At 70.0% G+C, this 26981-nt stretch carries 19 protein-coding genes and 1 tRNA gene; 7 read left to right on the top strand and 13 right to left on the bottom strand.

From position 1 onward, the window contains the following. Positions 1 to 3: 3 nt before the first annotated feature. From VMS22_03015 to VMS22_03005, 3 genes are all read right to left on the bottom strand, one after another. The gene (locus VMS22_03015) at positions 4 to 3759 is read right to left on the bottom strand and encodes a DUF4215 domain-containing protein (protein HXJ32984.1); all 3756 of its coding nucleotides are present in this window, start codon (positions 3757 to 3759) and stop codon (positions 4 to 6) included. A gap of 195 nt (positions 3760 to 3954) precedes the next feature. Continuing rightward, the gene (locus VMS22_03010) at positions 3955 to 5283 is read right to left on the bottom strand and encodes an NF038122 family metalloprotease (protein HXJ32983.1); all 1329 of its coding nucleotides are present in this window, start codon (positions 5281 to 5283) and stop codon (positions 3955 to 3957) included. A gap of 275 nt (positions 5284 to 5558) precedes the next feature. Further along, positions 5559 to 5780, bottom strand: a complete 222-nt coding sequence (locus VMS22_03005) for a hypothetical protein (protein HXJ32982.1) — start codon at positions 5778 to 5780, stop codon at positions 5559 to 5561. Positions 5781 to 5914: 134 nt separating this feature from the next. On the opposite strand from VMS22_03005, the gene VMS22_03000 reads away from it, so the two are divergent. The 3 genes from VMS22_03000 to VMS22_02990 all read left to right on the top strand — a co-directional run bounded on the left by VMS22_03000 (position 5915) and on the right by VMS22_02990 (position 11682). Then, positions 5915 to 7096, top strand: coding sequence for a hypothetical protein (locus VMS22_03000; protein ID HXJ32981.1), 1182 nt, complete (start codon positions 5915 to 5917; stop codon positions 7094 to 7096). Positions 7097 to 7241: 145 nt separating this feature from the next. Next, complete coding sequence (locus VMS22_02995; protein HXJ32980.1) at positions 7242 to 9494, top strand: CSLREA domain-containing protein; 2253 nt, start codon at positions 7242 to 7244, stop codon at positions 9492 to 9494. 286 nt (positions 9495 to 9780) lie between these two features. Then, on the top strand, positions 9781 to 11682 hold the full coding sequence (locus VMS22_02990; GenBank protein ID HXJ32979.1) for an Ig-like domain-containing protein: 1902 nt from the start codon (positions 9781 to 9783) through the stop codon (positions 11680 to 11682). Between the two features lie 41 nt (positions 11683 to 11723). On the opposite strand, the gene VMS22_02985 is transcribed toward VMS22_02990, so the two are convergent. Then, positions 11724 to 11819 (bottom strand) — tRNA-Sec (locus VMS22_02985). A 160-nt stretch (positions 11820 to 11979) separates the two neighbouring features. Beyond that, positions 11980 to 12210 (bottom strand): hypothetical protein, encoded by a 231-nt coding sequence (locus tag VMS22_02980; protein HXJ32978.1) that lies wholly within the window; start codon positions 12208 to 12210, stop codon positions 11980 to 11982. Positions 12211 to 12304: 94 nt separating this feature from the next. Between VMS22_02980 and VMS22_02975 the strand changes: the two genes are divergently transcribed. The 4 genes from VMS22_02975 to VMS22_02960 all read left to right on the top strand — a co-directional run bounded on the left by VMS22_02975 (position 12305) and on the right by VMS22_02960 (position 14679). After that, the gene (locus VMS22_02975; protein ID HXJ32977.1) at positions 12305 to 12553 is read left to right on the top strand and encodes a hypothetical protein; all 249 of its coding nucleotides are present in this window, start codon (positions 12305 to 12307) and stop codon (positions 12551 to 12553) included. A gap of 63 nt (positions 12554 to 12616) precedes the next feature. Further along, positions 12617 to 13363, top strand: a complete 747-nt coding sequence (locus tag VMS22_02970) for a hypothetical protein (GenBank protein ID HXJ32976.1) — start codon at positions 12617 to 12619, stop codon at positions 13361 to 13363. A gap of 90 nt (positions 13364 to 13453) precedes the next feature. Next, entirely contained in the window at positions 13454 to 13933 is a 480-nt protein-coding gene (locus tag VMS22_02965) for a hypothetical protein (protein HXJ32975.1), read from the top strand. A 29-nt stretch (positions 13934 to 13962) separates the two neighbouring features. After that, positions 13963 to 14679, top strand: coding sequence for a hypothetical protein (locus VMS22_02960; protein ID HXJ32974.1), 717 nt, complete (start codon positions 13963 to 13965; stop codon positions 14677 to 14679). Here VMS22_02960 and VMS22_02955 read toward each other — a convergent pair. The 8 genes from VMS22_02955 to VMS22_02920 form a co-directional block, all read right to left on the bottom strand. Beyond that, positions 14616 to 16364 (bottom strand): creatininase family protein, encoded by a 1749-nt coding sequence (locus VMS22_02955; GenBank protein ID HXJ32973.1) that lies wholly within the window; start codon positions 16362 to 16364, stop codon positions 14616 to 14618. The genes VMS22_02960 and VMS22_02955 overlap by 64 nt on opposite strands. Further along, complete coding sequence (ribA, locus tag VMS22_02950; protein ID HXJ32972.1) at positions 16361 to 17449, bottom strand: GTP cyclohydrolase II RibA; 1089 nt, start codon at positions 17447 to 17449, stop codon at positions 16361 to 16363. The genes VMS22_02955 and ribA overlap by 4 nt, the downstream gene beginning before the upstream one ends. Continuing rightward, entirely contained in the window at positions 17446 to 18258 is an 813-nt protein-coding gene (locus VMS22_02945) for a cytochrome c (GenBank protein ID HXJ32971.1), read from the bottom strand. Before VMS22_02945 ends, ribA begins: the two co-directional genes overlap by 4 nt. 61 nt (positions 18259 to 18319) lie before the next feature. Beyond that, positions 18320 to 18985 (bottom strand): alpha/beta fold hydrolase, encoded by a 666-nt coding sequence (locus tag VMS22_02940; GenBank protein ID HXJ32970.1) that lies wholly within the window; start codon positions 18983 to 18985, stop codon positions 18320 to 18322. A 159-nt stretch (positions 18986 to 19144) separates the two neighbouring features. Further along, positions 19145 to 21376 (bottom strand): PQQ-dependent sugar dehydrogenase, encoded by a 2232-nt coding sequence (locus tag VMS22_02935; GenBank protein ID HXJ32969.1) that lies wholly within the window; start codon positions 21374 to 21376, stop codon positions 19145 to 19147. Between the two features lie 16 nt (positions 21377 to 21392). Further along, positions 21393 to 22661: a DUF1501 domain-containing protein gene (locus tag VMS22_02930; GenBank protein ID HXJ32968.1), complete on the bottom strand. Its 1269-nt coding sequence runs from the start codon at positions 22659 to 22661 to the stop codon at positions 21393 to 21395. Positions 22662 to 22713: 52 nt separating this feature from the next. Further along, complete coding sequence (locus tag VMS22_02925) at positions 22714 to 25092, bottom strand: hypothetical protein (protein HXJ32967.1); 2379 nt, start codon at positions 25090 to 25092, stop codon at positions 22714 to 22716. A 232-nt stretch (positions 25093 to 25324) separates the two neighbouring features. Continuing rightward, the gene (locus tag VMS22_02920; GenBank protein HXJ32966.1) at positions 25325 to 26971 is read right to left on the bottom strand and encodes a proprotein convertase P-domain-containing protein; all 1647 of its coding nucleotides are present in this window, start codon (positions 26969 to 26971) and stop codon (positions 25325 to 25327) included. Positions 26972 to 26981 lie beyond the last annotated feature (10 nt).

The following is a 26981-nucleotide window of genomic DNA, read 5'->3' as shown; positions in this document are numbered from 1 at the left end:
CGCTCAGTCGCTCTTCGCTTTGAATTTCCCTCCGGCGTTCACGGTCGGAGTGCTGAACGACCCCTCGAAGCACGTGCCGGCCTCGCTCTGAAGCTGGACGAGGAGCGGCGCGTTGAGAGGTGGCGTCGGCAACCCGAAAGGACGGTTCGAGAGCCCGAAACCCTTTGCCTTGGCGGTGACCTTCGACTTCTGGTCGAGCCCGCTCTGGAGAAGGAGCGACTTCACGCCGTCGGGGAACGAGGAGGGCGGCTTGCTCTGGTAGGCGAACTTCGTCGGTCCCTTGGCCTTCCAGCACGGCTCCGGGAAGCACAGGCCCGACGCGTTCGTGGGCAGCCTCGCCTGGAAGGTCAGCGTGTTGCCCGAACCTTCGTAGAGACACAGCACGTAGTCGTGGGTGTTGAGGGGATCACCGAACTCCCCTGGCGCCACGGCCGGGCCGCGGGACCACTTCCAGGTGAGGCTGTCTCCCGCGTCCTTGGTGCTGTTCTTGATCGACAGCAGGCCTTTGGCCGGCACCGCGGATCGCTTGCACCCCGAGACGGGCGCCGGCGCGCAGGTGAGCGGCGGCGGGATCGTCGTCGACGTGGTGGTTGGTCCGGGGGTCGTGCTCGTCGTCGTCGTGCTACCCCCGGTGCAGCTCCGGTCGAACGGGCACGCGGCGGCAGTCCCGCTGCACACCTCCTCGATGTCGCACGACGCCGTCGACGCGCGGCAGACCTGCTGCGTCTCATCGAAGAGGTCGAAGGGGCAGGTGGGATTCACGCCGTCGCATTGGTCCGTGACGTCGCACGGACCGGCGCCCGGCCGGCAGACCGTTCCGGCCAGCGCCGGGTTCGTGTGGATGCAGGCGCCTGCGCCGTCGCACTGCTCGACGCCACATGGATCGCCGTCGTCGGCGCACGACGTCCCGGCGGCGTCGAGCATGCACGACGACGAGCAGCAATCGCCGTCGAGCGTGTTGCCGTCGTCACACTCCTCGACGCCCACCTTGACGATGCCGTCACCGCAGACGTTCGGCACGCAGCCCGTCGTACACGCGTCGCCGTCGTCGCCGTTGCCGTCGTCGCAGAGCTCGGTGCCTTCGATCGTCCCGTTGCCGCACGTACCGGCGTTCTCGATCTTGAAGAGCTGCGAGGTGCCGAGATGGCGCTCGTCCTTGGCCGAGAAGAAGACCGTCGTTCCGAGCGAGCCGAGGGCCGTCGGCCACGACGAGTCGGGACCTTTGACGACGTCGTCCAGCAACCACGTGCCGGCGTCCGTGCCATCGGTGCGCCAGAGCTCGCCGCCGTGCTCCGGATCCTGGCCCATGAGAAAGAAGACGCCGTCAGCCGAGCCGAGTGCATTGTAGCGGGAGTTGATGAAGGCGTCGTTCGGCACGCTCGGCAAAGGATGCGTGCCGAGTGCGGTGCCGTCGCTCGTCCAGACGCTGCCGTCGGTCGGCACGAAGATGAGGTGCTGACCGATCGTCCCGACGACGCTGGGAAGGTAGACGAACAGGCTGCCTCCGCCAGGTATGCCTCCAGTGACCATCGTGGTCCCCGCCAGCGTGCCGTCGGTCTTCCAGAGTTGCGCCTCGGTTACATTGTTGACGAAGAAGAGCACCTGGCTGCCGACGGTCGCCATGGAGTCGTACATCCCACAGCCGGTGTACAGGTTTCCGGCGGTCCCCGTGTAGGCGACGCCGTAGGTCCCGGCCGCGGTACCGTCGCTCCGCCACACCGCACAAAGGCCCTGGTCGGCCATGTTTCCGAAGATCAAATTGGAACCGGCGGAGAGCATCGCCTCGAGCGGAGGCGCCCCGATGGGGTTCGGCACATAGTTGAGGAGGATCGTCGTTCCCGGGAACGTTCCGTCGCTGACCCACAGTTGGTTGCCGCTGAGGTTCTGGAAGAAGAGCTTGTTGCCGACGGCGTGGAGAGCGTCGGGTGCCCCTGCGTTGAAGAGGACCACCTGAAACGTCCCGGCGGGCGTGCCGTTGGTCTTCCAGAGCGCTCCCTGGGTGGTCGGAAGGGAAGAGAAGTACGCGCTCGTCCCCATCACCACGGGGCACGCCACGAAGTTCGGAACGTCCGCCAGCTTCTGGGTGCCTGCGACGGTTCCGGTGGTTGCGGTAAGCTCCTCGCTGTTCCGGAAGAACAGGGCTCTCGTTCCGAGTCGGGTCAAACAGGGCTCGGTGAGCGTGTCCAGTTGGTACGTTCCGGCGTCGGTCCCGTCGGTGCGCCAAAGCGGCGTGGTCGACGAGCCAGAGACGCTGTCGGTGCCCGCGTACAGCATCGAGCCGGCGAGCTCGGCGGAGGCGCCCTTCAGGCTGGAGCCACCGCCACACGTGTCGCCGTAGTTGGGCGCGCCCAGCGGGGCGCCCGAGGTCGGCACCGTCGGGCGCGGCTGAAGGAGCGAGGTGCCGGGCTGGCCCAGCGCGAAGCGGCGGAAGGCGGGCACGTTGCACTGCGCGGACGGAATCACGAGCGTGTCGCCCACGTCCATACCGCCGTTGACCCCGGCGCCGTCGCCGTGCGGCGTGATGGGGTGGGTTCCACTCGGCGTCCCGTCGGTGATCCAGAGCTGGTCGTAGGTTCCGAACAGCGGCGTGCCGTTCACGAGGTAGAAGGCATTCGGCTGCTTCGGCAGCGTCGTGAGCGACGTTCCCGCCGCGGTGCCGTTCGTCCGGTAGACCCCGGCATCCTGGAAGAGGATGTAGCCGCGAGCGAGGAAATAGACGTCGTCGTCGACCGGGATCAGCGATCCGATGAACGCCTGCGAGTCGTACTCGGTGCCATAGGCCGGATCCCGCAGGATCTGCTTGATCGCCGTCGCGTTGCCGGGGCTGCCGTTCGTCCGCCAGAGCGTGGAGCTCGCGACGTCGCCGGTGATCGGCACGACCGGCGTGTTCGTAACGAAGTAGAGATCGCCGTCCTTCGCGAGCCCGGCCGTGTTTACGAGAATGGCATCGCTTCCCAGCTCCGGTCCTGGCGCATCGAGCACCTTCGTGGTGCCCGCGCCCGTGCCGTCGGTGGTCCAGAGCGAGCCCCCACCGGCCCTCGTCGGATTGATGACGTAGACGCGGTTTCCAGCTGCCACGAAGCGGAGCCGACCACCAAGATCGGTCCCGACCTCTCCGATGTCGGCGAGCATGGTCGTTCCGGCAACCGTGCCGTCGCTGCTCCAGAGCGAACAGATCGTGTCGCAGTTCTCGAACAGGAGAGTGCCGCCGACGGCCTCGGGCGGCAGATACGGCGACGCCGCCGCGTGCGCGAGGGCGAACGTTCCACCCGGCGTGCCGTCGCCCCGCCAGAGAGAGATCGGGGAGCCGCCGGGGTCGGCGACCATGAAGAACAACAGGTTCCCGATCACGCGCAGGGAGAATGGATCGGACCCGACGGCCCCCGGGACGACGTCGAGGTAAAGCGTCGTGCCCTGGGCCGTCCCGTCGGACGACCAGATCTCCCGCCCGTGCACGCCGTCGTCCGCCACGAACCAGATCGTGTGTCCATCGGTAGCGAACCGGTCCGGGAGCGAGTTCCCGAGCGGATTGATGTCCTTCACCAGAACGGTACCGGTGTCGGTCCCGTCCGTGCGCCAGAGCTCCTTCTCGCCGAAGTACCAGACCGATCCTGCACGGACCGCAGCGGTGGCGAACTGTGCGACCGCCGGAAGGTCCGGCCCCAGATCCTTTACCAGCTCGGCCGGGGCCTGGGCCGACGCGCTGCCGGCGTGCAAGGAGGCGACTAGGACGACGAGACAGGAGAAGACGCGGCGCATGTCGGACTCCTCTCGGGGGCAGGGTGAGGTGAGGTTCGTTCCTGGAAGCGAAATACCTTGGTGGTTGTAATACAATCCCATCGTCGGACGCCAGGCCAATTCTCAGCGGAGGCAAGCCTCGCATCTGCGCTCCCGTGCCGCCGGTGCGCCTGGAAGCCCGGTCATGCGTGTGCGTCGAGGGCTTCCGGCAATTGCTCAGCTGCAGGCGTGTGGTCGAGCGCGCTTGCAGCGCCCCACGATGGCGCTCTGACAGCGCTTCTTACACTTCTTCGCACGGGTCGTCGCCGCGCAGCTCGTCTTGCAGGCCGAGATGATCTGCCTGCACGCGGCCGCGCACTGCTTTGCCTTCGTCGGCTGTGCGCAGCACCCGACGTCCGGGAAGCCGAGTGCCGCGTCGCTGCATGGCGTCTCGCCCGAGGGACATTGCGGAGCCTGCGCGACGCAGAGACCATTGGCGTTGTCGCACACGGGAAGGGCCGCAGGGCAACACGCGCCATTGCCGCAGTCGGTTCCACACATGCCGCAGCCCGGCTGGCCCACCGGACAACAACCCACCTGGCCCGGTGCGCATGTGATGCAGAGACCATTGACGTTGTCGCACACTGGAAGGTTCGCGGGGCAGCAGCCCCCGTTGCCACAGTCGGTTCCACACACCCCACAGCCTGGCTGGCCCACCGGACAGCACTCCACCTGCGGCGACGGGCATGGCAGCGTGGTCGTGGTAGTGGTCGACGTCGTGGGTCTCGACGTGGTCGAGCCCGTTATGAGGTCGTAGCCGATGACGTCGAGGTTGATGCCTTCGGGCGAGGTCAGCGTCACGTCGGAGAATTGGTCCGGGCAGCTGAACGCATTCTGCACGAAGGGAGTCGTTTGCGGGCAGGACCCGCTCAGCCAGTCGCCGCGGTCGCCGCTCGGATCCTGGTTGAAGCCGACGATGCTCGTCGCGCCGCCGTCGATCGAGAAATACCGCGATCCGCTGGACGTCAGGCTCCGCACACCTGCCGCGGACCAGCTGAACAGATCCTGCGGCCGGAGGTCGGCACGCACGCCGATGCTGGAGCCGAGGCCGAGGACTTCGTCGATCTCGTGCTCGACCGACCGCTGCGCATCGTACGTCGCGCTCGCGGGCGGGCGCGTGAACGTGAATGCCACGTTCGAATTGATGGTGACGATTCCATCGTACGGCCCACCCAAACCCAGGCTGCCGTCCGCGAACATCACCGGCGGGGTATCGAGGCCGATCGCCCGACCGCTCGCGCTGGCCGTATCGACGTTCGTCGACAACGCCGTGCCGGGGAGTGAGGCATTCGCCGCGGTGTCGTTCGTCGTCGTCCCACCTGCCGCCAGCGCGCCGACGTACGTGTTCCACGGGATCACGTGGATTCCCGACTCGCTCGCGGCGAGGAGATTCGAGGGCAGGGGCGTCACGCCGTCGGCATAGACGGTCGAATAGCGGAACCGGATGGAGACGACGATCGGATCGTCGAACAGCGGCTGGATCACGCTGACGGCTGCGTTGACCATCGCCTCGTGTAGCGCGCTCCGGCCGCCGAGGACACTCCCTCGACACGAAGGGGCACTTCGGTCCGAGTTTCGAGCGCAAGAGGCAAAATGGGCCACACACGTGGTTCGTCACTTGCGATTTGCGTCACTCGAGTCGACTGCGACCGTCGTTCTCCTTGACGCTCCAATGGTCGCGTGTGAGCGTTGCGCCACATGCGCCGTCCGGTTCGTGTCCTTCTCCTCATGGCGCTCTTCGCTGCGACGGCCACGCGTGTTCGAGCAGCCGTCGCTCCGCACTACGTCATCGCCGACCCGTACGAGATGTGCGCCATCGGAGTCGGCGACGTCGGGTCCCAGCTCCCGGACGTGGGGCCCGTGACGTCGACCCCGATGACGATGCCCGACGGCGAGACCGGCTTCAGGGCCGGGTGCGGCGTCGCCGACACCTTCTTCTTCGGCGCCGGGCTGTCCCAGTACTTCGCCGCCCATGCCGCCGTCGCCGCGATCTCCCTCGGCAAGGTCGGGGTGCTGCGCGGCTACGGCTACGCGTTGGCGGAGACGTTTCCCCAGTCCTATGGGCCACCGTTCGTGGAAGCCATGAATGACCTGAGCGCGTACGCGCAGGGCCGGCGCGGGCGGCTTCTTCGTCGACGTGCTCACACCGCCGCCCACGTCGGCGGCCCCGCACGCCGGCGACCCGACGTCGTTCATCCTTACGCCGGTCCTCGACATCGATTGCGACCACTACACCAATGCCTTCATGGAGGTCGCGATCGGCGTCTCGTTCTGGTACGCGGCGCAGTACACCGACACGTCGACTGACTTCCAGAGCCCCGGCTTCATCTTCTCGACGGGTCGGCGAGCGTTCGGCAGCGCGTGCCCCGATTCGTTCGGCTCGTTCACGGTGAGCGGCTTGCACGTGGGACAGCCGGTCGCGATGCGCGTGAGCCTCAGCCTGACTCCCTACATGCAGCTCCTGGCGAGCCAGGTGCAGTTCGGGAGCTTCTATGCGGAGGTCTCCGCGCTGAACACTGCGACGGCGCTGGTCACCACGACCGACGGCGACCCCGTGACCGGAGCCAGTGGCCACGCGTACGTCGCCGTCGATCCGCTGCCGGATCTGACCGTCCCGACGACGACCACGACGATCCTCCCGGCGCCGACGACCACCACCACGCTGCCCGGATGCGGCGAGATGTGCGGCAACGGTACGGTTGAAGCGGCGTGCGGCGAGGCCTGCGATTGTTCGCCGACCGCCGACCCCTTCGCGAGCGCGTACGGCTGCTCGGGCGCCGCGGTCGTTCCTGCGCAGAGCGACTGCGTCGTGTGTCGCGGGTGCCAGCTCCTCTCGTTCTGCGTCGCGCCCACCACGACGACCACCACCACGACGGAGGCGGCGACGACGACGATGCCCGTCGCGACGACGTCGACGATCTTAGGGACCACGACCTCCACCGTCCTCGTGATCACGACTACGACGACGACCGTCCCGGCGTGCAGCGGGCTCGTCGCGGTGGATCTCGCTCGCTGTCGGCTCGCGACGGCTCTCGCCCAGCCGCTGTGCGGAGCCGACACGGTGCCCACGGTGGTGGACCGCGCCGTGCGCACGAAGCTCGAGGCCGCGGACACGGCCCTCGGCTCCGTGACGTCGGCAACCGGGAAGAAGGCGAACAAGCTTCGCAAGCGTGCGGTGGCCGATCTCCGGGCCGCCGGCAGCCGGGCCGCGCGGGCGGTGAACGCGAAGAACGCGGCACGACACGTATCGGCGTCGTGCGCCGCGACGATCACGAGTCTCACGGGTGAGGTGACGCAGGAGATCGCCGCGAGCCCCTGATCTGGCGTCAACGCAAACGCGGGCCGGCGATTGGATCCGAACGGTCGCCGTCCCGCTCGCGTGTCCCGCGACAGTGGCGGACGAGCCGGCGCATCTGGTAGGCAGGATCGCAGAAGGAGGGTTGGCGATCCGAGGCTTCGGGATCATGGCCATGGTGCTCCTACTCCTCGCCGGGCGGGCGGGAGCCCTCACCTTCACCGTCGACAGCACGGGCGACACCTCGGATACGAACACCGGCGACAACACGTGCGTCGCCATCGGCGGCGGCTGCACGCTGCGGGCCGCCATCGAGCAGGCGAACGCGAGCGCCGGCATGGACACGATCGAGTTCGGCATCGCCGGCGGGGGCGTGCACACGATCCAGCCAACGACCGGCCTCCCGCAGATTCTCGGCCCGGTGCTGATCGACGGCTACCAGCAGCCGGGAGCGAGCCCGAACACGCTCGCCAGTGGCGACGACGCCAAGATCCTGATCGAGCTCGACGGCTCGATGTGCGCCAGCTGCGCGGCGCTCGACGTCGAAACCGGCGGCAGCGGCAGCACCATCCGCGGATTGGCGATCGGGCGCTTCGACATGGGCATCATCCTCGACTCCGGCGGGAACACCATCGAAGGCAACTTCATCGGCACCGACCCGACGGGGACGATCGCGCGGGCCAACGCGAACGAAGGGATCGTCCTCGCCTTCCCCGGTGGCAACCTCATCGGGGGTAGCACCCCCGCCGCCCGCAACGTGATCTCGGGCAACGACGGCGCCAACAACACCCTCTCCGGTGGGATCGCCGCGAAGTTCGGATCGGACGCGAACACGATTCAGGGCAACTTCATCGGGGTGGATTCGACGGGCGCCGTCGCGCTCCCGAACGTCCACGGGGTGGTCGTCATCCAGTCGAACAACACCGTGATCGGTGGGACCGCCGCCGCCGAGCGCAACGTCATCTCCGGCAACCGCGGATCCGGCATCTTCCTCAGCCCCGCGGAAGACAGCATCGTGCAGGGCAATTTCGTCGGCACCGACGTCACGGGGACCGAGGCGGTCGGGAACGCCCAGGTAGGCATTCTCGTCGCCGCCGGAACCGGCAACATGATCGGCGGCGCGGCAACCGGGGCCGGCAACGTGATCTCGGCCAACACCCTTCACGGCGTGTTGCTGGCCGCGGGCGCGACCGGCTGCGTCGTCGAGGGGAACTACATCGGCACGGACGTCACTGGCGCGATGCTGCTCGGGAACCTCGCCGCGGGTGTCTTGATCGCCGACTCGAGCGACAACCGCATCGGCGGGACGGATCCGAATGCCGGCAATCTCATCGTGGGCAACGGCACCTACGGTGTCATCCTCAGGAACAATACGGCGGACCCGATCGGCAACCAGATCCTCGCGAACTCCATCTTCGCCAACGGCAACCTCGGCATCGGCCTCGCCGCGGACGGGCCCGACGTGAACGACGCGGGCGACGTCGATACCGGGCCGAACGACCACCAGAACTACCCCGTGCTGGACACGCCGATGTTCCCCGGCGGCTCGAGCGCGTCCGGCACGCTCGACTCGACCCCCGGCCGCACCTATCGCATCGAGGTCTTCGGGAACGCGACGTGCGATCCGTCCGGGTACGGCGAGGGCGAGACGTTCCTCGGGGCGGTCACGACCGGGATGACCGACGGGAGCGGCCACGTCGCTTTCGTCGTCGACTTCGGCCAGACGATCGGGGCGACGGCCCTCACCGCGACCGCGACCGACCTCACGACGAACGACACGTCGGAATTCTCTGCGTGTTCGTCGCCGCCGACGACCACCTCGACCTCGAGCACCACCACGCCGGCCGCGACCTCGAGCACGACCACGACCGTAACGGGGGCGACGTCCACCACCACGAGCACGTCCACGACGACGAGCACGTCGACCACCACCAGCACGAGCACGACGACGACGAGTACGAGCACGTCGACCTCGACCAGCACCTCGAGCTCGACGTCATCCTCGTCCACGTCGACGACGACCGCGGCTCCGGTCACGACGACGACGCTCGTCCCGGGATGCGACGCCGTCCCGACCTTCGCGTCGATCCTCTGCCGGCTGCAGCATCTACGTGCGACCACGGAGGCAACGGCGGAGCTCGGCAAGCTGGAGCCGAAGCTGGATAAGGCACTCGGGGGGGCGCTCGGGGGCACGCAGACGGCACACGACTTCTGCGCGAGCTCGGACAAGAAGCACGCCGCGGCGCGCCTGAAGCAACTCCTCCGCCAGCTGACCGGCTACAGCCATCGCCTGCGCGGGGCGAAGGCGCGGAAGACGGCGCCCGCGGAGATCCGCGAGCCGCTCGCGGCTGACGCCGACGCGATCAAGGGCGACGCGACCACACTTCGCGGGAGGCTCAGCTGTCCCGCCGACGCCACGTAGCGGTGGGATTGGCGGAGACGGGTTGGATTCTGCTGACGGCGTCGTTGACCATCGACCACGATGGCCGCCACGTTCGTATCGTTGGTGATCGCTCCGTCGAACGTGACGCCGCCCCCTTCCGGGGATGGGCCCTCGCTGACGACACGTCCGGCTCCGTTGAATCGCGGCCCTCGGCTCGGCTAGCGTAGCGCCCGCAGTTTTGCTGAGGGAGGTGCTGCCAGTGCTCCTACCACGCAGCTCACGCCGGGGCCTCTTGGCGATATCGCTCGCGCTCGCGGCTCTCGTCATGCCAGCACGTACGTGGGCGGCGCGCGGCGAGACGCTGCTCGTGAGCCGGGCGAACGGGCCGAGCGGCGTCGGCGCTGACGACGACTCCAGCAGGGCCAGCATCTCCGCCGACGGGCGCTTCGTGGCGTTCTACTCCGAGGCCGACAACCTGAGCGCCGACGACAACGACAACGTCACCAACGTCTTCGTGCGCGACATGCAGCTGGGGACGACGACGCTCGTCAGCCGGGCGGACGGCGCGGCGGGGGCCGGGGGCGACGATTACTCCTTCAACCCCACGATCTCCGCCGACGGGCGCTTCGTGGCGTTTTACTCCAGTGCCGACAACCTGAGCGCCGACGACGACAACAACGTCGTCAACGTCTTCCTGCGCGACACGCAACTGGGCACGACGACGCTCGTCAGCCGGGCGGATGGCCCGGCGGGCGCTGGCGGCGACGACTCCTCCTTCGACCCCACGATCTCCGCCGACGGCCGCTTCGTGGCGTTCGAGTCGGACGCCGACAACCTGAGCGCCGACGACAACAACAACGTCACCAACGTCTTCGTGCGCGACACGCAGCTCGGGACGACGACGCTCGTCAGCCGGGCTGACGGCGTGGCGGGGGCCGGGGCCGACGATGGCGCCGTCAACCCGAAGATCTCGGCCGACGGGCGCTTCGTGGCGTTCGAGTCGCGGGCCAACAACCTGAGCTCCGACGACCTCGACTTTGTCTCGGACGTCTTCGTGCGCGACACGCGGCTGGGCACCACGACGCTCGTGAGCCGGGCGGATGGCCCGGCGGGGGCTGGCGCCAACTACCCATCCGGCTCGCCCACGATCTCCGCCGACGGGCGCTTCGTGGCGTTCCAGTCGGGAGCCTTCAATCTGAGCCCCGATGACACCGACGCCGTCGACGACGTCTTCGTGCGGGACACGCAGCTCGGCACGACGACACTCGTGAGCCGGGCGGACGGCCCGGCAGGGGCGGGCGGCGACGGTGGCTCCTCGAACCCCTCGATCTCGGCGGACGGACGGTTCGTGGCGTTCGCGTCGCTCGCCGCCAACCTGAGCGCCGACGACAACAACGTCGTCCTCAACGTCTTCGTGCGCGACACGCAGATGGGGACGACGGTGCTCGTGAGCAGGGCCAACGGCCCGAGCGGCGCCGGCGCCGATGAGGACGTCTATATCTACGGCGACGCCATCTCCGCGGACGGGCGCTTCGTGACGTTCGAGTCGTTGGCCGACGACCTGAGCCCCGAGGACAACAACGGCTTCGCCGACGTGTTCCGCCGCGACCTCCGCGGCGGCCCGCCCCATTGCGCGGACGACGCCCAGACCGTCGTGCGGGACATCGACACGGCGGTCGGTCTCACCTGCGCGGACGACGACGGCGACGCCATCACGCTCGCAATCGTGAGCGGCCCCGCGCAGGGGGTCCTGGGAGCGATCGACCAGGCCGCCGCCACGGTGACTTATTCCCCGAACGCCGGCGCGGCGGGCGCCGATGCCTTCACCTTCCGCGCCTCGGACGTGAACGGGGATTCGGGGCTGGCGACGGCGCGACTGACGGTGGCGGGCTGCAGCGGGGCAGCGACGTTCGGCTCGATCGCTTGCCGGCTCGACGATCTGGTTGCGGCGAAGGCGGCGGGGGTGCCGGCGGGCCGCCTCGCCACCAAGCTCGGGCGGCTGCTGACCCGCGCGCGCGAACGCCTGCTGGCGGCCCAGGCTAACCTCGGCCGCGCACGCCTGGTGCGCAAGGCCCTCGGGCGGGCGGCCAAGGCGCTCGGGGCGTTCGGCCATCAGCTCGGGTCGCCGGCCGGGAAGAAGCTCGACCTGGTCACGGTCGCTGCCCTGCGCGGGGCGGCGGCGGCGCTCCGAGACGACGTGGTGAAGCTGATGCGGGCGAGCGGCTGAAGGGGCATAGGCCCTCGCTGCGCGACGCAATGGCCCCGAGTTGGCGGAGAAGGGAAGGAGTCGAACCTTCCATCCCGCGCTAGGCGGGACAATCCGGTTTTGAAGACCGGTCCGGCCACCGGGCCAGTTCCTTCTCCTTGGGTGTCAGCGGGCGGCGAGCGGCGGGACTCCTTCGGAGAGCGGCGTCACGCGCCAGCCGATGCGGCGGCCGTCCGCGCCGAGATCCGCGCCGGTGCCCCGATCAAACCACGATCGACGCGGATTTCTCGGGGCCGGCGCGGGCATGACGCTCGAGGCCTACCCGGCCCTTCCGGGCGGCGTCAACGCGGCCGCCTCGCCGTGCGCGGCGTAGTAGAGCCCGAAGAACACGATCGCCGCGCTCTGCGCGACGATGCCCATGCCGAACGACAACAGGAACCCCGGGTTGCTCGAGTAGACCTCGAAGCGCGTCGCCGCCATCGCGAGGTTCACGAGCACGTTCACCCCCTGCGCCAGCGCCACCAAGAGAGCCGCCATCCTGAGCGTCATCGCACCCCTCCTCGGCGCGGCTCTACCACGCGGCGGACAGGCCTCCGAATCGGCGGCCTTGCGCGATGAGGGCTCGCGGCGGTACCCGCCATGCGTGGCCTTCATCGCCACCATCGCACCTGCGAGGGCGACCGGCGAGACGCGCGACGTCTATCGCTACATGCGTGACGTCGGCGGCGCGGGCCGCGTGGCGCAGGTGGTGCAGCTCTTCAGCCTGCGCCCGGCGTCGATGCGGCGCATGATCCGCTCGTGGGAGCTCGCCATGTGGATCGGCGACGAGCCGCGATCGCAGCGCGAGTTCCTGGCCGCGGTGACGTCGCGCCTCAACGCGTGCCACTATTGAATCGACGCCCACGAGGCGTTCCTGCAGGCTGCAGGAGGGGACGCGAGCCGGGCCGCCGCAGTGGTGGACGGGCGCATTGCCGGCACACCGATCGAGAGCGCGCTCGTCGCGCTCGCGCGCAAGAGCTGTGAGGCGCCCGCGGGGCTCGAGCCGGCCGACCTGGAGCCGATCCGGCGCCTGGCCGGCGACGGCGCCCTCGACTACGTGCTGGTGCTCGCGTCGTTCCACTTCATCAACCGCATCGCCGACCAGCTCGGCGTCGACCCCGAGGTCGCGGGCCTCGGGTGGCTCCGCCGCATGGAGCCGATCCGGCGGCAGATCGTCGGCGTCACGTCGCGGCTGCTGCGGCGGATGGATCTCGCGAACCGTCCCTACGGCCGTTCGTTCGAGGATGCGCTCGCGCTGCTGCCGGCGTCGGTCGACCGGCAAACGCTGGAGCCGCTCCACCCGCGCCCGCACCTGGTCGAGGCGATCGCGCTCGCGATCGAAGAGCGCGACCGCCGGAGCCGGCTCGCGCCCTCGACCCTCGCGCGCGTTCATCGGGCGGTCGAGGCGTCACTGCCGGCTTGCGCCGACGACGCCGGCGGATTCCACGTTCGTCCCCCCGATCCCGTCCTCGCCTTCGCGTTCGTCGGGACGCGCTACGCGCAGCGGACGACCGAGGCGATGATCGACGACCTGCGCGCCGCCGACTTCGACGACGTCGACCTGCTCGACCTCGCGATCGCCGTGGCCGACGCGAACCAGTGGGCGCGCATGCATCGCCTGCTCGGATTGCCGCCCGGCATCTTCGGCCCGTCACAATCGTGACACGACGTTACGCCGGCAGCGCGTCCAGGGCCCCGAAACACCGGCGGCACATGGGTCGAGGCTGGCACGGCGCCTGCTCCAAGGCCCCGCATGCGGACCCTCGCCCGGCTCGTGCTCGCGCTGCTGCTCGCAGCGCCGCTCGCCGGGGCGCAGACGGTCCGGGACGACCTCGACCAGGACGGGGTCGCCGACGACGCCGACGCCTGCCCGGACACGCCCGCCTTCGACCTCGTCGACGCGGCCGGGTGCAGCGTGTGCGACTGCGAGGCGACGGCGAGCGGCGCTCCCTGGTCGTCGCGTGGCGACTACGTCCGCTGCGTCGTGGGCACCGTGCGCGAGCGGCGCATCGACGGCACGATCACGCGCAAAGAGGCCCGTGCGACGCTGCGGGCGGCGCGCAGCTCGGCGTGCGGTGAGCACCTCGTCCGCTGCTGCGTCATGTTCGACGGGCAGGACGAAGGCATGTGCCGCGTGATGGACGAGCTGCGCTGCGATGCCGGCATCCTCCGCGCGAACGAAGTCACCGACCTCGGCGCCGGGAGCTGTCTCCCGAACCCCTGCGTGCGCTAGCCCGCCGAGTTCGCTAAGAGCGCCCGGCGGTGTTCGCGAGCTGGGAGGCGCTCTACAAGAGCCAGGCGCAGGGACTCTACGCGCTGGTCGTGCTCCCCGCGCTCTTCCTCGGCGCGCTCGCGATCCGCGGGCGATCCCTTGGACCCGGCGTCGAGCGGTACGCATCGCGCTTCGTCCTGGTGTGGGCGATCGTGTTCGCCTGCCTCGCGATCGCCGATCCGATCGCGACCGGCCCACTCGGCTGGCCGCTCCTGCCGTTCGTGCTGCTCGGCGACTACCGGGTATTCGCCCTCGTCCTCGTCGTCATGGCGCCGGGGCGGGCACGGCCGCTGGCGCTCCTCGAAGCGGCGGCCTGGACGTTCGTCGTGCCGCCTGTCGCGTACGGCTGCTACCGCGGCATCGAGGCGCTGCGCGGCCCGCAGCCCGAGACGCTGCTCTGGCTCGTCTACGAGATCGCCTTCGTCGCGCTCGCGCTCGCCATGGCGATCTGGCTCGTGCCGAGGCGCGTCGGCATCGAGCGCATGCGCGTGCGGCGCTACGTGCGCGCCGTCCTCGGCGTCGTCGTGCTCTACTACGCCCTGTGGGGGATCGCCGACGTCGTGATCCTGCGCGGCGAGGACTGGGGCTGGGGGCTGCGCATCGTCCCGAACGTCCTCTACTACGGCGTCTTCGTGCCCGCGGCCTACTGGCTCTTCTTCGCGTCGCCCAGGGCGGCTGCGAGCACGTCGAGCCACGCGGCCAGGTAGCGGCCGCCGCGCGCAGCGGTCGCGGTGCGCGGATCGCCGACCGTCCCGCTCGGCGCCGCGCGCCGGAGATCGGGGTAGAAGATCGCCTGCGGATCGGTCGTGCGCTCCGTGTAGCCGGGCGCGAGCGCGTCGGTGCGCACCAGCTCGGGATGGAGAGCCAGCATGATCGACGTCTCGATCTCGCCGGCGTGGTGGCCGGCGGCCTCGGGCGTGACGCCGAACCCGGCCGCCTCGCGCTGCAGGGACCTGGTCACGAGGTCGAGGTCGGCGAAGACGTGGACGCGGAGCCCCGGCGCGGCCGCGCGCAGCGCCGGCGCGAGCTCCCGCAGCGTCGCGGCGTTGCCGCCGTGGGCCGAAAAGACGAACGCCTCGCGGATCTCGTGCCGGGCGAGCGAGCGCAGCGTGTCCGCCAGGACGGCGGCGAGCGTCGCCGGCGCGAGGTCGAGCGTGCCGGGAAACGACATGTGCTCGATCGAGCACCCGATCGCGAGCGCCGGCAGCGCGATCGCATCACCGGCGCACGCGGCGAGCCGCGCCGCGAGCGCGTCCGCGATGAGCGTATCGGTCGCGAGCGGCAGGTGCGGCCCGTGCTGCTCGGTCGCCCCGAGCGGCACGATGGCGAGCCGGGGCCGGGGCGCGTCGACGTCGGGCCACGTGACCCGCGCGATCCGCCGCTCGCCGATGGGCTGCGCGAGGTCGTAGATCGCCCCTTCCATGCCGCGCCCGGGCCAGGCGATCTGGTCGACGCCCCGCGCCGCAATGTCGCGCAGCATGAGGACGTTCATCATCGCCTCGTGCTCGAAGAGGGCGAGCACGCCCGGCAGCGAGGCGTGGAGACGAACGAGCGTGTGTCGGACGGGATCGAGCATGACGGCGAGGCGCGCCAGCAGCGCGTCCTCGCCGGCGGCATCCGCGCGCGAGAGGGCGAGGAAGGTCGCGCGCCCGTCGAACGCTTGCTGGAACGGCCCGTGCGCGATCTGCAGCGCGTCCCACACTGCCGGCATCGGACGCAGCATGCCTTCGAGCACCTTGTACTGGAGGTTCGCAGCGAGCTCGCCGTACGACCCGCTGGTGACGAACGCGAGCGGCGCGGCGAGCTGCTCCGCCGACATCGCTGGGACCGCGAGCGATCCGAGCGCCCGCTGGACGGGCGCCAGGTCGGGCACGTCGGGACCGCCGAGGGCGCACGCCACCTGGAGAGCGCCGACGTATCCCGCCATCGGACCGATCACGCGGACGAGGGTTCCCATCTCGTCCTCGCCGTCGATCCCGTGCACGACGACGCTGCGCTGCGTGAACGGCGCCAGCCGCTCCCGATCGGTCACGGCCGTGACGAGCACGACGCGCCGCCATCGCGCCGGTGCGGCGAGTGCCACCTGCGCGTTCGGCGACAGGCCCTGAGAGAAGACGACGAGCACGTCGTCGGGTCGGCTCCGGGACGGGTCGACGAAGGTGGAGAGCGGCTCGGTCGTGGCGTCGCGACCGGCGGCGCGGAGCACGTGGGCGAGGAGCGCGGCGTGCGCCGCCGAGCTCCCGACGCCGGTCGCGACCACGCGACGGACCTCGCGCGTCCCGAGGGCGAGCCCGGGAACGGTGCGCGCCGCGGTGCGCGCGATCGCGCGAGGGATCTCCGCGACCCGTGCGGCGAGCAGCGCGTGCCCGCGGCGCCACGCGTCCGTGGTCATGGCGCGATCCCGGCGCAGAGCGCCCGCTCGTCGTCGGCTTCGTCGGGCCAGAAGAGCGGCATTGCGCGTCGTCGGTCCAGATGGGCGCGGACGAGCGCTCCGGCGAGCTCCCGCACGTCCTCGTCGGCGTCCGCGAACACGACGACGGCGCGCCCGTGCGCCGCGATCCGCTCGACGACCGCATCCCAACGCCGGCGAAAGCGCGGCTCGCACAGCGGGAACCGGTCGAGCAGGGTCTCGCGCTGGACGCGGACCAGCACGTCGTCGCCGCCCGATCCGTGTATCAGGACCACGCGCTCGCGGCGCGTCGCCGTGTCGACGTAGGCGTGGAGCCGGAACCAGGCCGCGGCGCCGGCGCGGACCGGCAGCAGGTACGATGCCACGTGCACGAAGCGCGGCGTCGCCGGCAGCGCCTCGGGAGACGCCACGGTGACGGGCTCGGGCAGCGTCGCGGGGTCGATGCCGTCGGTTCGCGCGAGGGTGTGGCCCGCGCGCGACTTCGCGTGCAGATAGTGCTGGCTGTACGCCGACGCGTCGATCCTGATCGGCTCCGTCCCGTCGACGAGCGCGCCTGCCGCCCGCAGCGCGGCGACCTTGTCCGGGTTGTTGGAGAGCAGGCGCAGCGGCGCCGCGATGCCGAGCAGGCGCACCATCGCGGCCACTTCGCCGTACGATCGCTGATCGTCCGGGAGGCCGAGCTTCGCGTACGCGTCGAAGGTCGAGAGCCGGTTCCGGCTCGCCTGGACGAGCATCCGGTCGAGCGCCTTGGCGATGAAGCCCGCGCCGCGCCCCTCCTGCATGAGATAGAAGAGGGCTCCGCGCCCGCGCGCTGCGATGTGCGCCAGCGCCGCATCGAGCTGCTCGGCACAGTCGCAGTCGCAGGCGCCGTACACCTCGCTCGTGATGCAGGACGAGTGCACGCGGGCGAGGAGCGGCCCGTGCGCGTGGAGATCGCCGTGCGTGACGGCGAGCGCCGGCTGGCCCGTCGTGCAGTTGTGGAACGCGTGCACGACGAAGTCGCCGTGGCGGGTCGCGATCGTCTCCCCGCCGGTCGCGACCAGCATGCCGTCGCGGCCGAGGCTCATCGTCCCGCCCCGGGGTCGTGCTTGCGGTCCTTCATGGCGTCGAAGTACGCGACCAGCGCGTCCAGGTCCGCCGCCGAGAGATGCTCGTGCGCCGGCATGTTGCCGTATCGGAAGGTGGCGGGGTTCCTGATGTACGCCTTCATCTGATCCACGGGCCGGTATTCGACGATCGAGCGCGGGACGTTCAAGTCCGGCCCGACCGTCCCGCCCTCGCGGTTGATGGCGTGGCACGCCATGCACTCGCTGCGAAAGATGGCGTAGCCGTGCCACGCGGGGTCCGACTCGGGAAGCCCGGCGGGCACCGTGTGTGGATAGCGGGCGCGGACGTTCGTCAGCTCGATCGCGACCAGCTGATACGGCCAGGGATAGCGGTGCGTGTCGCGCTGCGCGGGCTTCGTCCACACGACGTAGAAGGGCCCCGGATCGAGCGCCTGCCGGCCCATCGGCGCGAAGCCGCTCGGGCGATCGACCTCGGCGAACGCGACGAACCCGCCGTCCTCTCCGGCGCGCGCCGGCGTCGAGACCTTGGCGTAGCCGTCGGCGGCGCGGAACACGACGTCTTCGCCCTCGAGCCGACCCGGCGGTTTGCCGAATCCGGCCTCGAAGACCGCCGCGAGCGGGCAGGCGCGGAAACGCTTGCGCGCCTCGTAGTACGGATCGTCGAGCTCGATCGTGCGCGGTTTGCACGTCTGCGCCAGCGCGGCGGCGTCGAGCGTTCGCACCACGGTGCCGTCGCGCAGGAACTCGAGCGTCGCGGCGCCGCCGGTCGACGCGATGAGCGCGAGCGCCGCGGCGAGAGGCCATCGCATCGACAGTCCGCTTATCGCAAGACGCCAGGGGAGGCGACCCGGCGCGCCGGGCGCGACGGCTTTACGCAGCCAGCTCAGCCACGCGGCCGGCGAGGGCACGGGGTCGCGTGAGGTAGCGCGCGACCGCGCCGAGCGCCCGCTCGTCGGTGAGGAGGCCCAGGTGCCCGCACGCGTCGATGATGCGCATGCGGCGGCGCGCGCGGTCGACGGGTGGCGGGACCAGCGCGTCGTTCGCGGCGAACACGGCGAGCTCCTGCGAGGGGTTCGCGTACGCGAGGTAGGGCGTGCCGAGCGTCACGAGCCGGCGCACGAGGTGCGTGCCGCCCGTCTGCATGAAGTAGCGCGCGGCGAGACCGCCCAGGCTGTGCGCGACGACGTCGACCTGAGCGGCGGCGGTCGCACGGCACACGACCTCGACGTGCTCGTGCAGGTCGCCCGCGAGCCGCTGATAGTCGAGGCGGGGGCGGTAGGCGAAGCTCGAGAAGCGCCGGATGCCGTGGCGCCCGAGGTGGCGGCGGAGGGCGCTGAAGTTCGTGGGATCGCCGAGGATCCCATGGACGAGCACGACGGGGACCGGATGGAGGCCCGCGTCGTCGAGCGTGTCGCTCGCGAGCGACCGCCAGGGGAGGGCGCCGACGACCCCGGCGAGGGCGGAGAGCTCACTCCCGAGGGCTCGCAACCTGCCGAGCCCTCCCGTCCAGCTACCCTTGTCACCCTGGGGCTGCATTCCTACTCGTCTTACGCCTGACCTCGGCTCCTTGGATGCGAGCGGCGTGCCGGAGGTTCCCGGGCGGATCCTCCAGTCGGGACGGGCAGTTCCGGCGGGGCGGCCCGGGTCGGCGCGAAACGATCGTATCGTCTCGCTACGCCACCGCGCCGGCCGGCCTCAGGGTGTGCAGCGGAAGCCCTTGCCCTTCTTCGAGCAGGTGACCGACGCGGAGTAGCACTGGTTGCCGAGCACCAGCTTGGCGGCGATCCCACCGCCGCCGAACGTCAGCAGCTGGTTGTTCTTGCCCTTCGCCTTGAGCGCGAAGGCAGAGCCGTGCTGCTTCAGCTGGAGCTGCTTCAGGCCACCGGCGCTGCCGGAGGCGTCCTTGTACTTGAAGAGGATGGGAGGCTTCGACTTCAGCCACCGCGTGTCGGTCTCGGGGTGGGTGAGCGTGCTCGAGAAGAGCAGCGGGCCGTTGTCGACGGTGAGCACGACGTCGTCCGTCGTCGAGAGCGCCATCGGCGCCGAGGGGAATACCTCGCCGCTGACGGTGATCCCACCGCCCTTCATGACGATCGAGTTCACGTTGAGCGCCTGCGGCGCGGCGACGGCCGCCGCCTGACAGACGCCGGCGGCGCAGGTCTCCGTACCGTTGCAGGCGTCGCCGTCGGGGCACGGCGTGCCGTCGGGCAGCGCGGGACCGGTGACGCAGGCTCCGCCCGAGCACGACCCCGCCGCGTGGCAGCCGTCCACGGCCGCGCAGCCCGTGCCGTCGGCGGCGTTGGAGCCATGCTGGCAGACGCCGCCCTGACACGTCTCGTTGCCGTTGCAGGTGTTGCCGTCGTCGCACGACGTCCCGTCGGGCTGGCCCTGGCACGGACCGCCGGCGCTGAGGCACGCGGGATGCGCGAACGGGTTGTCGATGCCGGCGAAGCAGCTGTCGGGCACGCGGCCCGTCGGACCGGAGTACGGCGTGTAGGTGGTCGCGTACTCGATCCGATAGACGACCGAGTCGTCGGTGAAGCCGGTGCCCTGCTTGCCCGCGACGTAGAGGGTGTCCTTGCCGATCGGGCTCGGGCCCTGCGTGATCGCCGTCAGCACCTGCAGGTTGATGGTGTCGAAGTCGCCGTCGCCGTCGATGTCGTAGATGGCGCGGAAGTCGTTGTCGTTGTTCGAGTCGTGGAAGATGAGCGGCGCGAGCTCGGTGCCCGACGGCATGAAGCACGGCGGCTGGAGGTCGATGCGGTAGATCCGCGCGCTGTCGCGCAGCAGATAGAAGACGTCGCCGTAGAACTGGTCGGGGTAGGCGAGACCGGTGTAGGCGGTGACCCCGCTCACGACCGGGTTGCCCGTGTGCGCGACGATGGGGTGGGCCCACGTCGAATGGTTCGCATAGACGTCGCTCGCCGGGTGCCCCGAGAGGCATCCGGCAACGCCCGAGCTCGCAACGCCGGCGCCTTCGAGGCAGGGCCAGCCCTGGTTGCTCCCGGACGAGACGAGGTCGATCTCGGCCTGCAGCGTGTCGCTGCGGTCGGTGACGTAGACCTGGCCGGTCAGCGGATGCACGGCGACGCCGGCGGGATTGCGCAGACCCGTGCCGTAGACGAACGGCGCACCCGAGAACGGATTGCCGGGGGCCGGGACGGCCGCCGCGGCGCCCTGCACCTCCATCCGCAGCACCTTGCCCGCGAAGTTCGGCGCGCCGTTGTTCATGACGGTGCGCGCCGGGTACTCCGACGCGCCGAGGCAGACGTTCGTGCAGAGGGCGGTGTTCTCGGTGCCCTGGATCGGGTCGGTGCCGCTGAAGAGCTGGGCGTTCCAGCGGTTGCCGCTGCCGTTGTCGCCGATGCTGGCGAGCAGGCAGCCGTCGACGCCGAACGCCATGTGCCCGCCGTTGCGGGTGGTCGACTCGGTGGGCGGCTCGAGCGACGTCTGCACGACGCCTTGGAGGTCGCCCGTGCCCTGGTCGTTCTCGTGGTAGACGCGGATGTGCTGGTTGACGGTCTCGTCGTTCGTCGTGAGGTAGACGTAGACGAGCTTCGAGCTCGCGAAGTCGGGGGCGAGCGCGATGCCGAGGACGCCTTCCTCGTTCGTCGTGGCGCGCACGCCGTCGATCGTCGCCCACACCGCGCCGGTGTCGAGCGTCGAGCCGTCGGCCGACTTGTAGTTGGAGAAGACGCGGATCTCGGCCGTGCCGGGCGTCGTGCCCGACGTCTGGCCGAGGGCCTGGATGGCGGCGAACATCCGGCCGTCGGGGGCGACGGCGATCGCCGAGATCGGATAGGCGGTCTGCGCGACGGCTACTGCGCGGAACCCTGGGGTGTCGAGCACGGCGCGAGCAATGCGCGGCGCCCCCGCACTTGCAAGTGCGAGGGCGAGCGCGAGCGACTGGTGGAAGCGACGGGACACGGCGGGGGCGCCTTCTTCAGGCGATCATGGCGGTGAACGGCGTCACCGTCGGGAGATAGTCCGAGGAGTTCGCGCCCATGAGGGTCACGAGCCCCGCCACCATGTTCGTGACGTCGAGGATCATGCCGCCGTTGTCGGGCGCGCCGGTCGAGAAGTTGACCTTGACGCCTTCCTGCGTGCTGTCGGTCATCCCGAGCGACACGCCGCCCCGCACGCCCTTGCCGACGATCAGCATCGACGTCCACGGGTGATGGTCCTTCCCGTTGTCGCCGTTCAGCTGGGGCGTGCGGCCGAACTCGGAGCAGACGACGACGGTCGTCTCGTCGAGGAGGCTCGGTGCGAGCAGACCCGACTGGGTCGAGAGCCCGGTCACCAGCCCGTTCACGTAGCTGAAGACGCGGTCCCAGCTGTTGTTCTGCTGGGTGTTGTCGGTGTGCGTGTCGAAGCCGCCGAACGGGTTCACCGTGACGCTCGTCGTGAGGCCGCTCTTGAACGCGTTGCCGAGCGAGGTCGCGAGCTGCTGGCCGCTGTTCTGGTTGAGGCTGAGGGCGCCGGCGAGCCGCGTGAGCTTGTCCGCGCGGCCGTTGGCGTCGTGGTAGGCCTCGAGCTTGCCGCTGACGGCGCTCGAGGGACCCGCCTCCGCGTGGAGGCGTTCCCACTCGAGCGCCTGTTGGACGTATGCCTCGCCGAGCGCGGAGACCGCGAGGGCGCTGTTCGTGCCCACGCGGTTGTACGCGATCGCCGTGCCCATCTGGCCGCCGAGGCGTCCGGAGAGGCCGGCGAACTGGCCACCGAAGCTCTGCCCCGAGAGAAGGAGGTGGGGCAGCGGCATGTCGGTGCCGTTCTTGTGCGCCGCCATCACCGCGAAGTCGGCGCGCGTCGGATCGAGGTAGCCCGTGAGGACGAGCTGCCGGCTCTGGTCGTGCGACGTCGAGCGGGTCCCGATGCCGTTCACGACCGCGGTCTTGCTCGCCCAGGTGTTGAAGAAGGTGTCGACGTTGGGCCGGGTCGTCGGATTCGACATGTAGGTGATGCCGCCGGCGGTCGCGATCTGCGACGGGGGCAGCCCCGAGATCGCCTGGGGCACGTCGACGTCGACGCCGTCCGTCATGTCGAGCGGGTCGTGCACGTCGAGCGCCTGGGTCGGATCCCAGCCGCCGTCGGCGATCAGCATGACCAGAAAGTGCGGGTGCAGGGGGTCGGCGTTGGCGAGCCACCGCAAGGGGGGCATCGTCATGAGGGCCGCAGTGGAGAGCCCGAGCTGCAGCACGCTACGCCTCGTCATTGCCTCTTTCCACGTCCACATGGCTCGTTCCCTTTCGTCGCGCACGATTGGTCTAGTAGATGACGATCTTCGGGCTGCGCAGCATCGCCACGAGCAGGCCGCGCCACGCGCGCACGCCCTGCGTGCCGGGCACCTGGCCGCTGCCCGTGCCGGCCTGCGACTGATCTGCGTAGAGATTGCGGTAGAGCTGGAACCAGTTGCTGACGTCCGACCCGTTGGGGTCGACCGTGTCGCCGTAGAGGCGCCGCGAGATGGCGGCGATGGCCGCGCGGATCGTGGCCTCGCTCGTCGCCGGATCCTCGGCGCCCGTGACGCCGTTCAGGAGCTTGCGCTGCCCGTCGGGCAGGAGGAGGTCGTTCGTCACGACGTAGTCCGCAGCCATGGCCGCGACCTTGCGCTGCACCGTGACGACCGAAGCGTTGAGGCTCGTCGACCGGCCCGTCACGCTGACGCCGTTGATGCTGCCCAGGATGATCTTGAACGCGTTCTCCTCGGTCGTGAGGAGCGGCACCGGCGCCATGCGCGGCGGATCCGAGTTCGGATCGGCGTCATCCTCGTCGTTCTCGGGCGCCCGCGTCCAGAGGAAGCCCGTGAGATCCTGGACGAGCGTCTCGAGCCGCTCGGGCGACGCGCGGCGCACCCAGTCGGGGTCGTTGTTCTCCGGCCGCTGCGTGTACGCGTCGGACATCATCCAGCGCTTCACGAGCTGGCGGAAGTTGTAGTTGTCCGCCGTCTTCCACTGCTCGGCGATCTGGTTCGCCAGCGTGATCTCGTGCGCCGTCTTCGGCTTGCGCAGGAAGAGCATCTGGAAGGCGCGCTGCGTCTGGCACTGCGCGAACTTGTCGTCCTGGACCAGCAGGCGCCCCATGTCCTTCAGGCTCGTGCCGGGCATGCCGTAGACCGCGGGCGGCCGCTTGTTCGCGGTGCGCCAGCGCTCGGCGTTGCCGTTGAAGAAGTCGGTGCGGAAGTTCGTTCCGTCGCCTTCCTCCAGCCCGGTCGCGTTGTCGGTCGGGAAGAGGAACGAGGCGAGTGGATCCAGCCGATCGTGGCAGGCCTTGCAGTCCGAGCGCGTCGTCACGGCCGAGAGCACCGCGCCGGCGTTGTTGTTGTCGACGTTGCGGGTCACGTCGACCGGGGTGTCGAGGAAGTTGTAGCAGTGGAACACGATCGACCAGCGGTTCGCGCGCCGGCGGTTGATGTTCGTGTTGTTCGTGTCCCACACCTCGTAGAAGGCGCTCGTCGAGAGCAGCCCCGCGTGCGGCCGCCCATCGAGGTAGTGCGTGGGCTGCCACTCGGAGCCGACGACCGGCTCCATCTGGTACGGCATGCGGCTCATGTCGCGCTGGAAGAGGTCGTTCGCGACCGTGTAGTCGGCGGTGCCGACCTCGGTGAACGGCCGGTCGTTCTTGACGATATAGGCGATCAGCTCGAGCGCCTCGCCGTAGATGGCGGCGGTCTCGTCACGCGCTTCGTCGGTGAAGTCCTCGCGGCGCACCAGGAGGGCGTCGTCGTAGGCGTCCTTCACGCGCTCGATGAACTCGGGCGAGTGGAGGTACTGGTCGACGAAGAACTCGTAGCTGCTCGCGTTGGCCTCGATCGCGTCGAGCTCCGCGGGCGCCGGGCGCTTGCCCTCGAGGTCCATGGCCGCGCGCACGAGGAGATCCGTCGAGTTCATCGCCACCATCGGGGTGTCGGCGGGACCGCCGCACTGCTGGCCGGCGGCGACGAGGTGCGCCCACTGACGGAGGATCCCCTCCTCCTCGCTGCCTGCGACGAGCCGCAGCCCGCCGGCGTGCGGCAGGATCGTGAGCGGCTTGTCGAGAATGCGCGAGTGATCGGGGTCGTCCTTGTTGATGTGCAGCGCGACGCTCGCCTGCGTGGCGAGCGGATCGGTCAGTGTGATCCGAAGCGTCGTGTGCTCGGCCGCGCCGCCCACTACGTGGCAGCCGGCGCAGGTCGTGAGCACGCGCCCCATCACCTGCCCGGTGAAGAAGTCGCTGTCGCAGGTCTGCGGCGGATCGGTGTTCGGCTGGTCGGCGCGCTTGCTCATCGAGAGCGAGCCCTTGGCGCGGACGCCCGTGCCCTTGAGCTTCGCCTTGCCGCTGAGCGCGGAGTCGCCGCTCGCCTTGCCCTTCCAGCTGAGCGTCACGCCCTTGTCGCTCGCGCCCGTGAACTTGAAGCGCGAGCCCTTGATGGAGCCGGTGACGGAGTAGAGGCCCGTCACGCCGGCGGTCGTCGCGTTGATGGCGACCGTACCGGTGAGCGAGCCGCCGGCCTGCATGATGCCGCCGGCCGCGATCGCGTCTTCACCCATCTTCGGCATCGACAACGTACCGTCGTACGACGCCGTGAGGTCCGCTGCGGCAGGCGTCGCCGCCACCAGCGTGACGCCGAGAACGCCGATGCACGCCGCCAGCGTCGGCAGCGACATCAGACCGACGGAACCGCGAAAAACTTGACGAAACCAGCCACTCATTCGCATGTCCGACCCCCGCAGCAAGGCGTGTGACCTCCGACATGGCGACGAAAATTGTGCAGGAACGGTGTGGCCGTTCGTGAACGAGTTGCGGGTCGCCGTGTCCAGGTTCGTACGCATGACGATGAGAGAGGGAGCAAGGCTCGTACCGTCATCGTGTCGCGCGCGTGACGGTCGGCGCGTACGTCTACGGATAGAGGCGTTTGCTGCCGCGAGTGCGGAAGACTCCGCCCCCCGCGAAGCGATGACCGCCGATCGATACGCCGACATTGACGTTGGCGTCGTCGAGCGCGGAGAGATCGAGGCCGCGTCCCTTCACGGTGACGAGCCCGCCGCGCACCGCGACGGTGACCTTGCCGTTGCCGACGGTCCCCGACGCGATGAGCTTCTTACCCTTCTTCACCGCGTCGCCCAGGCCGGCGCAGATGATCGGGCCGTTGCCGTCACCGAAGACGACGATCACGGGGCCGCCGGCACCGTCGGGCATCGGCACGTCGCCGCGCATGGTGAGCGTACCCTTGGTCGACGCGTTCGAGCGGTGCAGCGACATCGCGCCCTCGGCGCAGCCCGGATCGGCCGCGTCGGCGCGGCCGTTGCCGTCGTTGTCCTGGCAGTCGTCGCACACCGCCTCCGGGAGCCGGCACGCGCTCGAGCAGCCGTCGCCGTCCACCGTGTTGCCGTCGTCGCACTCCTCGGCGGGCGGACCGACGATGCCGTTGCCGCACACCGAGACGGTGCAGTTGTGATCGCAGCCGTCGCCGTCGGTGCCGTTGCCGTCGTCGCAGGCCTCGCCCGGGCCGACGACTCCGTCGCCGCACGCGGCGGGCGTCGTGATGTGGAGCTGCCAGCTGTCGAGGCTGCCCGTCACGCCGCCGGTGTCGTCGACGACGGTGAGCGTCCACGTGCCGTTCGGATCCTCGCCGATGAACCCGCCGAGCGCGCCCTCCGGGACGACGGCCGTGAACGGGTTCGGACTGGTGGGAACCGTCGCATCGCCGATCGCGACCGGCGCGCTGTCGTCGAAGGTGGTGCCCTTGTAGAGGTCGACGTTGTTGCCGCCGATGTCCGTGACGAGGTCGATCCGCCGGCCGGACGGCGAGGTGAGAAAGAGGTCGATGTCGCCGCCACGGTTGTGGGTGATCGAGACCGTGACGTCGACGTCGAGGAGATGGGCGCCGAGGCCGGAGACGCCGATCGTCGACGCGAAGCCGGTGGCGTTGTTGTCCGGGATGTTGCCGCCCGGGCCGTCGAAGGTGGCCACGGGCGCCGGCGGCGGCAGCGACGAGAGCGTCGTGAAGGTGAGCGACCAGTTGTGCAGCATGCCCGTGCTGCCGTTCGTGTCGTCGATGACGACGAGCGCCCACGGGCCCGCCGCGGGCTCGCCGACGAAGGCGCCCATGGCCCCTTCGGGCTGGATCGGCCCGGTCGCGAGGAGGTTCGTGAACGTGAAGTTCCGCACGTTGGGTGCGCTGGGCGTCCCCATGGCCTGGTCGTCGAAGGTGGTGTCGGCGAACACGTCGTCGTTGGCGGCGCCGTTGTCGGTGGTCATCGTCACGGTGATGCCGGACGGCGACACGAGGAAGATGTCGAGGTTGTCCGCGGAGGTATGGGTGATGTCGACGTGGAGATCGACGTCGATGACCTGGCCAGCGACGTCGCTCGTCAGCACCGTCACGAGCGAGCCGTTGTCCGGGATCGGGAGATCCGAGTCCGCGCTCGGGACCGTCGTGGTAATGACGCCCGGGAAGACCGGGGCCGACGCTCCTACGTCACCCGCGACCAGTAAAAGCCCGACCGCACAGACGATTGCCCACCAGCCGCTGCGTGCTCGCATACTCGGCTAG

Source organism: Candidatus Eisenbacteria bacterium, assembly GCA_035577985.1.
Lineage (GTDB): Bacteria > Desulfobacterota > Binatia > DP-6 > DP-6 > DATJZY01.
The sequence above is the reverse complement of the archived record's forward strand: the minus strand, read 5'-3'. Positions and strand labels throughout refer to the sequence as shown.